The 13,249-nt window shown below is 63.2% G+C and carries 14 protein-coding genes; 11 read left to right on the top strand and 3 right to left on the bottom strand.

Annotation, left to right across the window (positions count from 1 at the left end; translation table 11 throughout):
* The first annotated feature begins 62 nt into the window (after positions 1-62).
* From ACFVTG_RS09735 to ACFVTG_RS09710, 6 genes are all read left to right on the top strand, one after another.
* On the top strand, positions 63-1,466 hold the full coding sequence (locus tag ACFVTG_RS09735) for an MFS transporter (RefSeq protein WP_284755233.1): 1,404 nt from the start codon (positions 63-65) through the stop codon (positions 1,464-1,466).
* Positions 1,467-1,542: 76 nt separating this feature from the next.
* The gene (locus tag ACFVTG_RS09730) at positions 1,543-2,694 is read left to right on the top strand and encodes an ROK family protein (protein ID WP_390279944.1); all 1,152 of its coding nucleotides are present in this window, start codon (positions 1,543-1,545) and stop codon (positions 2,692-2,694) included.
* Positions 2,695-2,759: 65 nt separating this feature from the next.
* Entirely contained in the window at positions 2,760-4,283 is a 1,524-nt protein-coding gene (locus ACFVTG_RS09725; RefSeq protein ID WP_390279942.1) for a glycoside hydrolase family 3 protein, read from the top strand.
* Positions 4,284-4,324: 41 nt separating this feature from the next.
* The gene (locus ACFVTG_RS09720) at positions 4,325-5,110 is read left to right on the top strand and encodes a glucosamine-6-phosphate deaminase (protein ID WP_390279940.1); all 786 of its coding nucleotides are present in this window, start codon (positions 4,325-4,327) and stop codon (positions 5,108-5,110) included.
* Between the two features lie 77 nt (positions 5,111-5,187).
* The gene (locus tag ACFVTG_RS09715; protein ID WP_059389838.1) at positions 5,188-5,670 is read left to right on the top strand and encodes a cation:proton antiporter regulatory subunit; all 483 of its coding nucleotides are present in this window, start codon (positions 5,188-5,190) and stop codon (positions 5,668-5,670) included.
* A gap of 5 nt (positions 5,671-5,675) precedes the next feature.
* A complete protein-coding gene (locus ACFVTG_RS09710) occupies positions 5,676-6,881 on the top strand; it encodes a cation:proton antiporter (RefSeq protein WP_284755237.1) in 1,206 nt (401 codons plus the stop codon).
* A 139-nt stretch (positions 6,882-7,020) separates the two neighbouring features.
* On the opposite strand, the gene dcd is transcribed toward ACFVTG_RS09710, so the two are convergent.
* Positions 7,021-7,596 (bottom strand): dCTP deaminase, encoded by a 576-nt coding sequence (gene dcd, locus ACFVTG_RS09705; protein WP_078107361.1) that lies wholly within the window; start codon positions 7,594-7,596, stop codon positions 7,021-7,023.
* 150 nt (positions 7,597-7,746) lie between these two features.
* Between dcd and ACFVTG_RS09700 the strand changes: the two genes are divergently transcribed.
* Positions 7,747-9,519, top strand: coding sequence for a CAP domain-containing protein (locus tag ACFVTG_RS09700; protein WP_390279938.1), 1,773 nt, complete (start codon positions 7,747-7,749; stop codon positions 9,517-9,519).
* Between the two features lie 3 nt (positions 9,520-9,522).
* Here the strand turns inward: ACFVTG_RS09700 and ACFVTG_RS09695 are convergent, their stop codons facing one another.
* Complete coding sequence (locus tag ACFVTG_RS09695) at positions 9,523-9,969, bottom strand: SRPBCC family protein (RefSeq protein WP_390279936.1); 447 nt, start codon at positions 9,967-9,969, stop codon at positions 9,523-9,525.
* A 438-nt stretch (positions 9,970-10,407) separates the two neighbouring features.
* Here ACFVTG_RS09695 and ACFVTG_RS09690 point away from each other — a divergent pair, with 438 nt between their 5' ends.
* Positions 10,408-10,941 carry a hypothetical protein gene (locus tag ACFVTG_RS09690; protein WP_390279934.1) on the top strand — a complete coding sequence of 178 codons (534 nt, stop codon included), beginning with the start codon at positions 10,408-10,410 and terminating at the stop codon, positions 10,939-10,941.
* A gap of 109 nt (positions 10,942-11,050) precedes the next feature.
* Here the strand turns inward: ACFVTG_RS09690 and ACFVTG_RS09685 are convergent, their stop codons facing one another.
* The gene (locus tag ACFVTG_RS09685; RefSeq protein ID WP_390279932.1) at positions 11,051-11,188 is read right to left on the bottom strand and encodes a hypothetical protein; all 138 of its coding nucleotides are present in this window, start codon (positions 11,186-11,188) and stop codon (positions 11,051-11,053) included.
* Positions 11,189-11,492: 304 nt separating this feature from the next.
* On the opposite strand from ACFVTG_RS09685, the gene ACFVTG_RS09680 reads away from it, so the two are divergent.
* The 3 genes from ACFVTG_RS09680 to ACFVTG_RS09670 all read left to right on the top strand — a co-directional run bounded on the left by ACFVTG_RS09680 (position 11,493) and on the right by ACFVTG_RS09670 (position 13,205).
* Positions 11,493-11,774 (top strand): DUF3892 domain-containing protein, encoded by a 282-nt coding sequence (locus ACFVTG_RS09680; RefSeq protein WP_390279930.1) that lies wholly within the window; start codon positions 11,493-11,495, stop codon positions 11,772-11,774.
* A 243-nt stretch (positions 11,775-12,017) separates the two neighbouring features.
* The gene (locus ACFVTG_RS09675; protein WP_390279929.1) at positions 12,018-12,932 is read left to right on the top strand and encodes a hypothetical protein; all 915 of its coding nucleotides are present in this window, start codon (positions 12,018-12,020) and stop codon (positions 12,930-12,932) included.
* A 60-nt stretch (positions 12,933-12,992) separates the two neighbouring features.
* Positions 12,993-13,205, top strand: coding sequence for a KTSC domain-containing protein (locus ACFVTG_RS09670; protein ID WP_390279927.1), 213 nt, complete (start codon positions 12,993-12,995; stop codon positions 13,203-13,205).
* Positions 13,206-13,249: the final 44 nt, after the last annotated feature.

The following is a 13,249-nucleotide window of genomic DNA, read 5'->3' as shown; positions in this document are numbered from 1 at the left end:
GAATTGTCAAAAGTTGGAGCAGGCGGTCAAACGTTGGGTTCGGTGCAGGTAGTTTATCAACCATGAACATGGCAACTGCGCCTGAGGCCCCGCACCCGGCATCCGAGCTTGCTTCAGGGCCCGCCCTGTCGAACAAGGGCCAGATTCTTGCCTGGGCATCCTGGGATTGGGGTTCCGCGGCCTTTAACGCCGTGATGACCACCTTCGTGTTTACCGTCTATCTGACATCCAAGGCCTTTGGCGGGGAAGACTCCGCATCGGCGGCGTTGGGTGCCGCGTTGGCGATTGCCGGCGTCGCGATTGCCCTGCTGGCACCGGTCACGGGTCAACGCTCCGATTCCGGTGGCCGCCGGAAACTGTGGCTCGGGGTCAACACCGCGCTCGTGGCCGTCCTCACAGGCTCGTGTTTCTTCGTTTTCCCCAAGCCCGAGTTCCTGCTTCTGGGCGTCTCGTTGATTGCGCTCGGCAATGTGTTTTTCGAGTTCGCCGGGGTCAATTACAACGCCATGCTGGCCCAGATCTCCACGCCCGCCAATATCGGCAAAGTGAGTGGCTTCGGCTGGGGAATGGGATACCTGGGCGGAATTGTCGCGCTGCTCGTGGTGCTGCAGCTTTTCGTCCAGCCGTCTTTTGAGTGGTTCGGAGCCTCCACCCAAGACAGCCTTAATATCAGGCTCGTGGCTGTCTTCTCCGCACTCTGGTTCTTCATCTTCGCGCTACCGGTCCTCTTCGCGGTGCCGGAGCTCTCCGTCAAGAAGGCGGAATCCCGGCTCGGGTTCCTGGCCTCCTACGGTTTGCTGGTCCGCCGGATCAAGGCCATCTATCGAACCAGCCCGCACACCATCTACTTCCTGCTCGCGAGCGCCATCTTCCGCGACGGCCTGGCGGCGGTTTTCACCTTTGGCGGGGTCATTGCTGCCGGGACTTTTGGATTCGAGCTCAAGCAAGTCATCTTCTTCGCGATTTTCGGCAATGTGGTGGCAGCCGTTGGAGCCATGATCGGCGGATTCCTGGACGACAGGATCGGGCCGAAGGCCGTCATCGTCATTTCCCTCATGGGACTCCTGGTCGCCGGGACAGTGATCCTGGTGCTTGGAAACGGCGACTACGTGTTCTTCGGGTCCCATTGGGCAGGCAGCACCACTTTCTGGGTATTCGGACTGTTCCTGTGCCTCTTCGTGGGACCGGCGCAAGCTTCCTCCCGCGCTTACCTCGCGAGGCTCGCGCCGGACGGCGAATCCGGCGAACTGTTCGGGCTCTACGCCACCACCGGCAGGGCGGTGAGCTTCCTGGCGCCGGCTCTGTTCACCCTATGCATCACCGTGGCCACGCCCCTGGTTGCCCCGGGCGCGGCTCAACGCTGGGGGATCCTGGGCATCATGGTGGTGCTCCTGGCCGGCCTGCTGGTGATCCTGCCGGTCAAGTCGCCCAACAAGACGGAAATCGCCATTGTTCCTCTGAGCTGACAGATGGGCGCCTTGATTCCACATAATCTGCCGAAAACCCTTGATCTTTGATTGTTAGTAGAGTTTACTAACTCACATGGAAGCCCTTCGAGACCGCCAGCGCACCGATCGAACAAGCGCAGCGACCCTGCCTTCCGACGGGCGCGCCCACAACCTCTCCTTGGTGCGCCAGACGCTCCACTCGGCAGGGGCGATGAGCCGCGCGGAACTCTCCCGGACCCTGGGCCTGACCCGTGTCACAGTATCCGACCTCGTCTCGGACCTCCTGGAACGCGGCCATGTGGTGGAGCTGGGGCACTCTGATGAAGTCCGCCCCGGCAAGCCGGCCATCCTGGTGGATATCAATCGCCAAGGCCTTCAGGTGATCGGCGTGGATTTGGCCGAAAACTCCGTGCTGCGCGCCGCTGTCCTGGACCTTGACGGCAACATCCTCGAACGTGTGGAACGCTCCCTCTCCGAGGAGACAGGCCTGGACGTCGTCAACCAGGTCCTCGAACTCGCTTCGGAGGCCGTCGGACGGGCCACCGCCACACTGCTGGGGATCGGCGTCGGGACCCCAGGCATCGTCAATGCGGACGGCGTGGTCACCACGGCCCCCAACTTCGGATGGAAGGACGTCGCCCTACGCGATCTCCTCCAGGAACGCACTGGCTTGCCGACCCTCGTCTCCAACGACGCCGACGCTGCAGTCCATGCGGACCACACCTTCGGCGGCGGCAGTGACGACGAAGTCCTCGTGAAAATCGGCCGCGGTGTCGGTTCAGGGCTCATAGTGGGCGGCAGGCGTGCCCGGGGCGCCCACTCCGCGGCGGGCGAAATCGGCCACGTCACGGTCGGCACCGACGGCGGGGCCATGTGCAAGTGCGGCAAAACAGGCTGCCTCGAAACCTGGATGTCCGTCCCCAGCCTCGAACGGGCCCTGGCCGAAGCAGCGGCGAGCTCCGAACCGGAGGCCGCGGCCGACGTCGTTCTCCGGGAAGCAGGCGAGCGGCTCGCCATCGCCCTCGCACCCGTGGTTGGCGCCCTCGATTTGGGCGAAGTGGTCCTCAGCGGACCACGGGAGCTTTTGGAAGGTTCCCTTCTCAACGCCGTCCAGCAGACCCTGCTTGAGCGGCTCTTGCACCAGGACCCTTCACCGGTGTCCGTCCGTCTCGCCGCAGATGCACAGGACATTGTCCTGCGCGGAGCCGCCGTGATGGTCCTCTGGAACCAGCTTGGTGTGGCTTAAGTGCCGCGCCTGCGCCTCTTCCAGCCCTGACTAGCCAGCCAAGCATCCCTTCGAAGGAGCCGGACATGGACACGATTCAGTCCCCCGTTACTCAGTCCTTTGCCACCGGGCCCGCCCGCGCCCACCTCCGCCGCCTCGCGGCAGGAACCCTCATGCCCGGATTCACCGGCATCGCCGTCCCTGTCTGGATCCTTGAAGCGTACGACGCCGGACTGGCGGCTGTGTGCCTCTATGGCACCAACGTGGCGTCCCCCGTCCAGTTGCGCGAGCTATGCGCCGGGCTGCGGGCACATTCCCCGAACACGCTCATCGCCGTCGATGAAGAGGGCGGCGACGTCACGAGGCTGCACTACCTCACGGGATCGACGCAGCCCGGAAACGCTGTGCTCGGCCGTTTGGACGACGTCGAACTGACCGCTGCCAGCGCCAGCGCGATCGGCCACGAACTCGCGGGCCTCGGCATCAACTTGAACCTCGCCCCCGATGCAGACGTCAATTCGGCCCCGGACAATCCCGTGATCGGCGTCCGCAGCTTCGGAGCCGAACCGGATCTGGTCGCCCGGCATACCGCTGCCTGGATCCGCGGCCTCGAAGACGCCGGTGTGGCCTCCTGCGCCAAACACTTCCCGGGCCACGGCGACACCACCACGGACTCCCACCTGGCGCTCCCCCGTGTCACGGCCGACGCCGCTACGTTGGATACCCGCGAGCTGGTACCGTTCCGTGCGCTCGTCGCGGCCCGCGGAGCCACGGTCATGACCAGCCACATCCTGGTCGAAGCCCTGGACCCGGACCACCCGGCGACCTTTTCGTCGCGTATCCTTCAGGACTTGCTGCGCCGTGACATGGGATTCGACGGCGTCATCATCACGGATGCCCTGGACATGACCGGCGCGTCCGCCGGGACCGGTGTTCCGGAAGCAGCCGTCCGGGCACTGATTGCCGGGGCGGACCTCCTGTGCCTTGGTTCGGAAACTGGACCGTCCCTCTTCGAGCAGACGATCACCGCAATCGCCGATGCCGTTGAAGAGGGGCGATTGCCCATGCAGCGCCTCGCGGACGCGGTTGCCCGAACGGCAGCACTGTCCTCGCGTTTCCCCGCTGCGGGCGCCGCGGAAATCCAGGAGGCTGCCATCAGGGGCCAGCTGGGACTTCCTGGCGAGCCGCAGCTTTCCGGCGTGCTTACCAATGCGAAGGGGCTCGACGGCGAGCGCATCGCCGAGGCCTTCGAAGTGTCCGAAGCTGCCGAAAGGTGGCTCGCCCGGCAAGAACCCGTGGCGATCGTGCAGGTTGAAACGGGGTCCAATTTCGCCGTCGGCCGCGTGCCGTGGGGCCCCGCCGCCGCGACTTCGGCAGTGGTCCGCGAAGGCGAGGTGCCCGACGGCGCGCGGGTCGCCGTCGTCGGGCGCGGCCTGGATGCCGAACACCCGCTGTGGACCGTCTTTGCCCGCTTGAGGGCGGAGGGGCACGCGGTGATCGCCGTCGAGTGCGGCTGGCCGCGCGGCGGGGCGGACATCGTCACCTATGGTGCGTCGCTTACGGTGTCCCAGGCCCTGACGGCGCTGCTGAACGGCACTGTCAAAGCCTGACCTTGGCTAGCTAGCGCCCAACCCATCCACAGAAAGTTGCCATGGAAGTCATCGTCACGACCACCCCGGAATCGGCTGCTTCGGCCGCCGCCCACGCCGTCCTCTGGGGACTCCCTGCGGGCAGGGGACCAGTACTGGGACTGGCTACCGGTTCGTCTCCGCTGGGACTGTACGCGGAGCTCGCAGCTGCGGCGGCCGCGGGCCTCGTGGATTTCTCGGCCGCGAAGGGATTCGCCTTGGACGAATACGTGGGCCTTCCGGCTGGACATGTCCAGTCCTACCGCCAGGTGCTGATCCGCGAGGTCTGCGATGTCATAGGACTCCCGCTGGCGGGGCTGAACGTTCCTGACGGCACCGGCGCCACGCAGGCCGAGCTCGAGGCCGGAGCTGCGGCGTATGATGCCGCGATAGCAGCTGCTGGAGGCGTCGACGTACAGATCCTGGGCATCGGCGCCAACGGCCATGTGGGCTTCAATGAGCCCGGTTCCTCCCTGTCCTCCCGGACGCGGCTGAAGCGGTTGACGGCCCGCACGAGGCGGGACAACGCCCGGTTCTTCGACCACGACGCCGACGTCCCGACTCACTGCATCACCCAGGGATTGGGGACTGTGCTGGATGCGCGCCGGCTGGTGCTCATCGCCACTGGTGCCGCGAAGGCCGCCGCGGTCGCTGCCGCCGTCGAGGGCCCGCTGACGGCGTCGTGCCCTGGTTCGATCCTGCAATGGCATGCCGACGCTGTGGTGGTTCTGGACGAGGCAGCCGCCGCCGGATTGGCGAACCGCGAGTACTACGACGACGCCGCGCGCGGCCTGGCTTTGACCCCTTAGAAAGGCGCGGACCGCTTTGTGCGGCGGCTGCGAGTGGCGTCATTCCGCCGCCCCTTCAAGAGGGCTAGGGTGGACTTATGAACGTGGATGAGACAGAACTTCCAGGCCTCGGGGTCCGCAAGGATTTCATCACGGCCTCGGGACGCCGGATCGGTGTTGTCGAGATGCGGGAGGGTGAGACCGAGCTTTTCGTCTCCACGTGGGACGATCCCGATACCTGCCAGGCATCCATTCCATTGACCGCAGACGAAGCCGCCGCCCTGGGCAACCTCCTGGGCGGGCAGCACATCGCCATGCGTTTGGCCGAAGCCCACAAGGAAATCCCCGGCATTGTCACGCGGCAGTTCTCCATTACCGCAGACTCCCCTTTCAACAACCAGCCCATGGGCAAAGCCCAGATCCGCACCCGCAGTGGTGTCTCGATCGTGGCGATCATGCGCGAAGGCGAAGTGGTTCCCTCACCGGCTCCCGACGTCGTCCTTCACACGGGTGATCTGCTGGTGGCTGTCGGTACGCAGGAAGGTCTTGACTCTGCGGCTGCCATTCTGCGCAACGGCTGACGTTCATGGACCCCCTGGCCCTGACCCTCATTGAGCTGGGCGCAGTCGTATTCTGTCTCGGCCTCTTGGCGCGCTTGGCTGGCAGGATCGGCATGTCCCCCATTCCGCTCTATCTGGTGGGGGGACTGGCGTTCGGGGCGGGTGGACTGATCAAACTGGATGGTATGCACGAGTTCGCCCATCTTTCCGGCGAAATCGGCGTCATTCTGCTCCTGTTGATGCTCGGCTTGGAATATACGGCGGCGGAACTCGTCACCGGCCTGAGGCGCTCATGGCAAGCCGGTGTGCTGGACCTGGTGTTGAACTTCCTTCCGGGTGCGGGCATCGCCGTGTGGCTTGGCTGGGGACTTGTGGGGGCGATCGTCATGGGTGGCGTCACCTATATTTCTTCCTCCGGCATCGCCGCGAAGGTGATCACGGACCTCGGCCGTATCGGTAACCGTGAGACGCCGGTGGTGCTGGCCATTCTGGTGTTCGAAGACCTCACCATGGCCATCTATCTTCCGATCCTGACGGCGATCCTCGCTGGCGTGGGCTTCCTGGGCGGGCTCCAGACGGTGGGTATTGCGTTGGCCGTGGTCACCCTGGTGCTGGTGGTGGCCCTCAAACACGGCCACCGGGTATCCCAGGCCGTGCACAGCGAAAACTCCGAAGTCTTCCTGCTCAATCTCCTCGGAGCCGCGCTCTTGGTGGCTGGCATCGCGTCCGCCCTCCAGGTCTCCGCGGCGGTGGGGGCGTTCATGCTGGGAATTGCCATTTCGGGGGCAACTGCCCACAACGCGACGCGGATCCTTGAACCTCTGCGGGATCTCTTCGCGGCGATCTTCTTCGTGGCCTTCGGACTCAACACCGACCCGTCAACCATTCCCCCAGTGCTGGGCTGGGCGCTGCTCCTTGCTCTCGCGACAGCCGTGACCAAGGTACTGACCGGATTCTGGGCGGCAAAGCGGGCGGGGATCGCCGTTCCCGGCCGTTTCCGCGCGGGAGCCGCCCTGATCGCCCGCGGTGAATTCTCCATTGTCATCGCAGGCCTGGCCGTGGCGTCGGGAGTCGTACCGCGCGAGCTTGCCGCCCTCGCCACCGCGTATGTGCTGCTCATGGCCATCATCGGACCGCTCGCAGCCCGCTTCGTGGAGCCGACGGTCAAGGCCTTCCGCAAGTCCCCCCGCAAACCGAAGGCATCCGAGCCGATTGCGTCTTTCGAGGCGTGAGCTCCGTTGGCCCCGCCGCCGACGCTCGCTCACTTTTAGGGCGTTTCCCGCCGACGCTCGCTCACATGATCTGAGCGAGCGTCTCGTCTATTGCCCACATATGTGAGCGAGCGTCCTGGAAAACCCAAGCAGGCAGGGGCTAAACAGACGTCCGGTGGAAGTTCAAGTGGCTGCGGCTCGCGGTGGGGCCGCGCTGGCCTTGGTAGCGGTTGCCGTAACCGCCGGAACCATACGGATGTTCGGCGGCAGAGGATAGACGGAAGAAGCACAGTTGGCCGATCTTCATGCCAGGCCACAGCTTGATGGGCAACGTGGCAACATTGGACAGTTCCAACGTCACATGGCCCGAGAACCCGGGGTCGATGAAGCCGGCCGTAGAGTGCGTCAGCAATCCGAGGCGGCCCAGCGAAGACTTTCCTTCAAGTCGTGCGGCGACGTCGTCGGGCAGGCTCACGGTCTCATACGTTGAACCGAGCACGAACTCGCCCGGGTGCAGAATGAAGGGCTCGTCGCCCTCGACCTCAACCAGGCGGGTCAGCTCAGGCTGCTCCTCGGAGGGGTCGATGTGCGCGTATTTGTGGTTGTCGAACAGCCGGAAGAAACGGTCAATCCTCACATCCACCGAAGACGGCTGAACCATCGCGGGGTCGTAGGGCTCCAGGACGATACGTCGGGAGTCGATTTCGGCACGTATGTCGCGGTCAGAGATCAGCACAGGATCAAAAGTACCGTATATGCGCCCCATACCCCGTGGTGCCGGAGTGGCGCATGGGACTATAGTGCACCACATAGACTGCCGTTACCGCTGTTGTGTATGGGAACGGTGGCACAATGCGAATCTGGGGAAACATTGAGACGAATTGCGGTGCCCGTTGCCGTACTGGCGGCCTGCCTTCTGACGGTAATGGCCCCTGCCTCCGGTCCGCTAACCGTCCCGGCTCTGCTCTCCGGAGCGGGCGCGCCTTCCACCTCAAGCACCACCGCAGGTACTGAAAGCACGACGACGGCGTCCGCACCGCCGTCGGGATCCGGCCTTCCGCAGGCCGCACCTGCGCCGGGGTCACCACCGGCCACCGCGCCCACCACCGCAGCCCGGGCCGCGGCGGCCCCCGTTGCAGCTGTCCCCGAGGGCGCGGGCACCGGGTCAACCGTCCAAGCGGCGAGCTCGCCCGCGCAGGCAAGCCCCGCCGTCGAGCCCGGCAACGGATCGTCGCCCCGGGCGGTGGACGGACCGCCCCCGGTGCCCTCTATCCCGCCGGCATCCGGCCCGGACCCGCTCCCCGGCGCAGGAGATGTCCCGCAGGCGGATCCGGCTCCGGACCAGTCGAAGTCCTCTCCCGCAGCTGTCCCGCTGGTTTCACCGCATGCATTGGTCAACGACGACAATTCCGCCCAGGTCTTGGCCGTGTTCAACGCCATCAATGCCTACAGGACTTCGCTTGGCTTGAATCCGGTGAAGTACAACCCCACGGTGTCCACGCTTTCGCAGGACTGGTCCAACAACATCGCCAGCCGCCAGGTGATCGAACACCGCCCTAACTTCTGGACCGATCCCAGGGCACTGAACCCCAACAACGGCGCGGGCGAGATCATCGCGGTCCGCTGGGATCGGAATGCCGCCCAGCTTGTCGAATGGTGGAAAAGCTCACCCGCCCACGATGCGCTGCTGCGTGATCCCCGTTTCAACGTAATTGGCGTCGGAATCACCTTCACGGACGGCAACTACCAGACCACCCCCAATAGCTACACGATGTGGGGCGTGGTCAATCTCTTTGGCTATACGACGCTCCCCGCCGGCACCGTCAACAGCCCTGGCGCGGGCACAGCCCCGCCCCAGCTTCCGCCCCCGAGCGTCTGCGACCCTATCGCGAAGCACCAACCGCCCACGCTTGACCTCAGTGCGGCAGCCATCCGCAGCGCCGGTGACCTCGTCGCCGTCGACCCCTCCGGCAACCTGAGGGACTACCCGGCCCTCGGCAACGGTACGTTCGGTGCGGCCCGGACGGTCGGGTCCGGTTTCACCGGGGCGAAGGAAGTCATGACCACGGATTGGGACCGTGACGGCGTGATCGACGTCCTCGTCCAAATGCTGGACGGCAGGCTCCTGCTCTACCCCGGCCTGGTGGGCGGGGGATTCAAGGCGCCGGTGACGTTGGGTGGATCGGGCTGGCAATCTCTGACGATGGCCGTGGGCACCTGGTGCGGGAACAACAGGCTCCCGCAGATCCTCGCCACCGATTCCACCGGCGCGCTCTACCTGTACCGGAACCTGGGGCTCACCGCCCTGGTCGGACGTACACAAGTGGGCTCGGGCGTCAGTGCAATCCGCCTGAGCATGGTGGACTATGACGCCGACGGCTTCCAGGACCTGCTGGCCGTGGAGGCAAACGGGAACCTGCGCCTCTACCGCGGTTCGGGGCTCACCACGCCGAAGTCAGAAGCACGGCTGGTGGTGGGAACCGGATGGACGGACTACTCCGGGTTGCGCTCACTCAAAGGTGCCACGGGCCTTAACTCCACTGGCGTCGCGGGCCTGCTGGGCAACGGAACGATCGAGTACTGGGACCTGACCGGCGGACGCCTCACGACGCCGAGCACTCCGCTAAGCGGTTTGGGCGGACTCAAGCTGGCGCAGTAGCGCTCATGCCTCGGAGGTCTGCTCCTCGATGACCGACTTGAGCTGCTCCAGCTGGACCACTTCACCTTCCATGGTCTTCTGGATCATGCTGTTCATGAGTTTCTGCAAGCCCTTGGGGTGGTACTCCAGGGCGAACCGCAGCCGGGTATTGGGGCCCTCGGTGCTGAGGTAATAGCCGCCGGTGGGCCGCGCAGGACCGGCGACGACGGCGAAACGCACTTCAGCGCCTGGCCTGGCTTCAGTGATTTGGAAGTCAGCCGCGATCGGCCGTCCGCCCGGCCCTGCCAAAGTCTGCTGGTAGACCGCGCCCTTTTCGCCGGCATGTCCGGAACGGAGGGAAATGCTCCTGATTCCGCTGCGCCACAAGGGATTGTTCAGGCCGTCCACCAGGAATTGGTAGACGGTCATGGCGTCGCGACCGATGAGTACTTCATGCTCTGCAAATGCCACGGAATCCTCTTTCGGCGTACGGCTCTTGGACATAGCCGGGTTCCCCATGACACAGCAGCTAACTGCTACAGAATAGTCAGGCGCGGCGCGGCACGACACACCCACGTCGAGCCTTAACCGAATCTTTACGAGCTCCGCAGGGAAATTGATAAGACCGTGATACCGGTGAGTCTGTGTCTGGAACACCGCGCCATCTGCGCTAAGCTGGGATCTGCTCCGGCTGATGTGCGGAGCAATGCGGGCGGGACTGGGCAATAATCCCCACCGCCCTAGAACCCGCGGCAGGCAAAGTGCCCCCGAAACGCGGTATCGCCCTTTTGGGAACGCTCGTCCACGAAATCAGATGCCAGCACTGGCGAAGCGCCCTCGAAGAGGGTCCCGTTCTGTGCCTAGACTTCAAATGGCAGAATCACATCGGCGGACTTCAGTGGAGGGCAGATGGCAACTGATCAGCAGGGCAACCGAGCGCCGCGCGGGCTCATTACCGATATTGAAGAGGGCTTGATTTCGAACCAGCCGGTTGCTGATCTGCTTCGCATGATCGTGATTCTTGGGGGCAAAGCTGGTTCAGCAGAGTTGCGGGCCTGGGCAACCAAAGAGCTTAGCGGCTACGGACCAGACGATGAACTTCCCTCTTACAGAGTCATTGCCGCACCGATTCTGCTGGACGGCACATCGCAGTTCGCACAAATATCCCGCCAGAGCATTTCGCCATCAGAACTGCCGGATTTTGCCCGAAGCAAGATTCAAGAAGAAGTCCATTTCACGCAAGGCGTGGGCGAACTGGACGCGATGGCGCGGCAGGAACACACACTCGATGTCAGGCTCGCGGTTCCCGGAAGTAGAGAGCTGGCGCTATACATGGAGTCACAGTCAACAGTTCCGCAACGAATCGACCGTATCTACTGGAGTGTCAGTACCGTCCGAATCGCTGGAATGGTTGACCAGATACGCACACGTTTGGCGGGCTGATCGGTGAACTTCGAGCTGCCACACCGGCAGGCACTGAAGTTCCCTCGCAGGAACAAGCACGCAACGCCCTCAACGTCGTGTTTCACGGCGCTGCACGCAATGTGAATATTCATGCCGTCGCGTCCTCAGGCAGCGGAGATGCCTCGTTGTCACTTGCTCCGAAGACCCCTGAAACGCCCTTTTGGTCAGTGGGGAAGCGCATCGGTGCCGTCAGCGTTGGCATCGCCACCATAGTCGCTACTGCCATTGCGATACTCCAGTTCCACTAGATCCGCGGGCTCGGCGCAGATTGCGCCCGTGCCTAAAAGGGGCAGGGCTTGATCCCGCTACACTTGTGGTAGCACTGGGGCGAACGATCTTGCTCATCCTGGCCAGCGAACGCACGCACGATTTTATAGTGACTTCATCGTTGGCGGACCCGTTGTCCGACCTCGTTCTCGACCTTCGGCAACAAACAATGTCGGTGATCTAGGGCAGAGTGTTCAAAGGCGGTCTCTTGACGCCGGAAACGAGATTCCGGCGCATCGCCCGAGGTTAGGGGAGCTTCACAAATGGCTATTCAGATTACCCATATTCGGCTGTCTGGAATCGCACCAACTCACCAGCACATCACCGACTACAAGTGGCGCAGCGATGACACCGGCGAGGTAAACAGCACTGCCAAGAAGGGCATGGTCGAGTGGCTCGATAAACCCGGCGCGGTGGCATACGTCTCCTCTGGCACCGCACGGGCAACGGTGGCTGTTATCCGCCAAGAAGGACACGACCCGTATCTGCGGACGTACGCCGACGGAGTTTGGAACGACAACTTGTTGTCGCTCCCGCACTTCTAAACCACCACGCACCACCTACAAAGAATGCCAGCTAACGGTGACGCCTTAGCTGGCATTCTTTGTATTCCCGGACAACCTCACTATTGCTCGGATCGTTCGCCGGCTTCCGTGTGTCGTCGGTGCGAATCTCGCCATCCCCGCCGTACCGGCATCCCCGCTTAGTGCGACCCAGCACCGTCAAGTAACTTGATCCGTGCTGAATCTTTGATGGTGGGGGTCCGTGCTTTCTGGCAGACTGCATACGTGACTGACGAGATTTGGCGACCCCTCGGGTTCGATCCTGAAGACAGGACGACTTACGACGCCCTCCATGATGGTGTTCCTGCGTGGATGGAGAAGTCCCTTGAGTCATGGCTGCTTGAAATCCTTGAATCCGTTCTGGATGACGAGAGCGGGGAGACCGGCGCGTTGCGGAGGTTCCAAAAGATCGAGCGTGAACTCCGCGTAAGCATCCGGCAGCCAAAGGGTCTGGAAGTGTCCGATCTGGCAAAGGCAGTACTCTCGCATTTCCGGTACAAGAGCCAATCCCTGGTTCTCACAGATTTTCTGTTGTCGAAGGCTGACATTGAGAAATTGGGTGGTGCCGCGGCCATTGCCGCCCTGCTGGAAGACTTGCACGATGATGTCGGACGATTGGAAGCGTTGCTAAGAAGCTCTGGGTCAAAGTGGGCGGTGGGCATACGCACGGCGGGCAGACTCGGTTTGGTACAACGCGTTCCGGAGGGCGTTCAGAGAAGCGTGGAACACACGATTGGAAACTCCGGTCACGCAGGCGTCAGGTTGGCGCGCGCTTGGGAGTCTGCATTCGGGGTCAGCCCCAACCCGTCTCTGGCATACTCACTCGCCGTCAAAGCCGTCGAAGACGCAGCAACCCCAGTTGTCAGCCCCAACGACACAACTGCCACACTGGGCAAGATCAACTCGCAGATGAGAAACACGGGAGACTGGGGTCTGCCCTTGGCGCGTGAAGATGAGCATGCCACCCCCAGCGATACTTTGCTTTCGATGATGAAGATGCTCTGGGCGGGACAGGCTGACCGACACGGCGGGCATCACGACCCCAGCTTGGTGATCACGCAGGAAGCAGCAGAGGTCGCTGTCATCACCGCAGCAACATTGGTCCAGTGGTTTACGTCCGGTGCAGTCGCAAGGCGCTAGCATCGGGGATATCTCGGTGTCACTCCACTGCCAAAGATGTCCCACGTGTTCCAATGAACCATGCAGCCGATATCTGTTCAATCATCCAATGTCGCCGCGGTGCAGTATTCGCCAGTTGCTTTGACACTAACAGTCTGGTTCCGTTCCGGTGGCGTATACGAATACCACGGAATAGCCGAACATCTCTTCAAATCTTTCCTGGCGGCGCAGCCCCATCCATGGTCAGCCTACGGCAGACAGATAAAAGCCCACGCCTTCAAGAGGCTTGCCTAGAAATCGAGACGACGTACTTCATGTGACGACATCTTCAATGATAT

It is taken from the genome of Arthrobacter sp. NPDC058127 (genome assembly GCF_042884555.1).
Classification (GTDB): domain Bacteria; phylum Actinomycetota; class Actinomycetes; order Actinomycetales; family Micrococcaceae; genus Arthrobacter.
Note: the sequence above shows the minus strand (reverse complement) of the source record. Positions and strands in the feature narration are given on the sequence as shown.

Bases quoted from the DNA above. Each gene is read 5' to 3' on its own strand.
- ACFVTG_RS09735 (WP_284755233.1), top strand. From the start codon at position 63: ATGAACATGGCAACTGCGCCTGAGGCCCCGCACCCGGCATCCGAGCTT.
- ACFVTG_RS09730 (WP_390279944.1), top strand. From the start codon at position 1,543: ATGGAAGCCCTTCGAGACCGCCAGCGCACCGATCGAACAAGCGCAGCG.
- ACFVTG_RS09725 (WP_390279942.1), top strand. From the start codon at position 2,760: ATGGACACGATTCAGTCCCCCGTTACTCAGTCCTTTGCCACCGGGCCC.
- ACFVTG_RS09720 (WP_390279940.1), top strand. From the start codon at position 4,325: ATGGAAGTCATCGTCACGACCACCCCGGAATCGGCTGCTTCGGCCGCC.
- ACFVTG_RS09715 (WP_059389838.1), top strand. From the start codon at position 5,188: ATGAACGTGGATGAGACAGAACTTCCAGGCCTCGGGGTCCGCAAGGAT.
- ACFVTG_RS09710 (WP_284755237.1), top strand. From the start codon at position 5,676: ATGGACCCCCTGGCCCTGACCCTCATTGAGCTGGGCGCAGTCGTATTC.
- ACFVTG_RS09690 (WP_390279934.1), top strand. From the start codon at position 10,408: ATGGCAACTGATCAGCAGGGCAACCGAGCGCCGCGCGGGCTCATTACC.
- ACFVTG_RS09685 (WP_390279932.1), bottom strand. From the start codon at position 11,188: ATGGCAGTAGCGACTATGGTGGCGATGCCAACGCTGACGGCACCGATG.
- ACFVTG_RS09680 (WP_390279930.1), top strand. From the start codon at position 11,493: ATGGCTATTCAGATTACCCATATTCGGCTGTCTGGAATCGCACCAACT.
- ACFVTG_RS09670 (WP_390279927.1), top strand. From the start codon at position 12,993: ATGCAGCCGATATCTGTTCAATCATCCAATGTCGCCGCGGTGCAGTAT.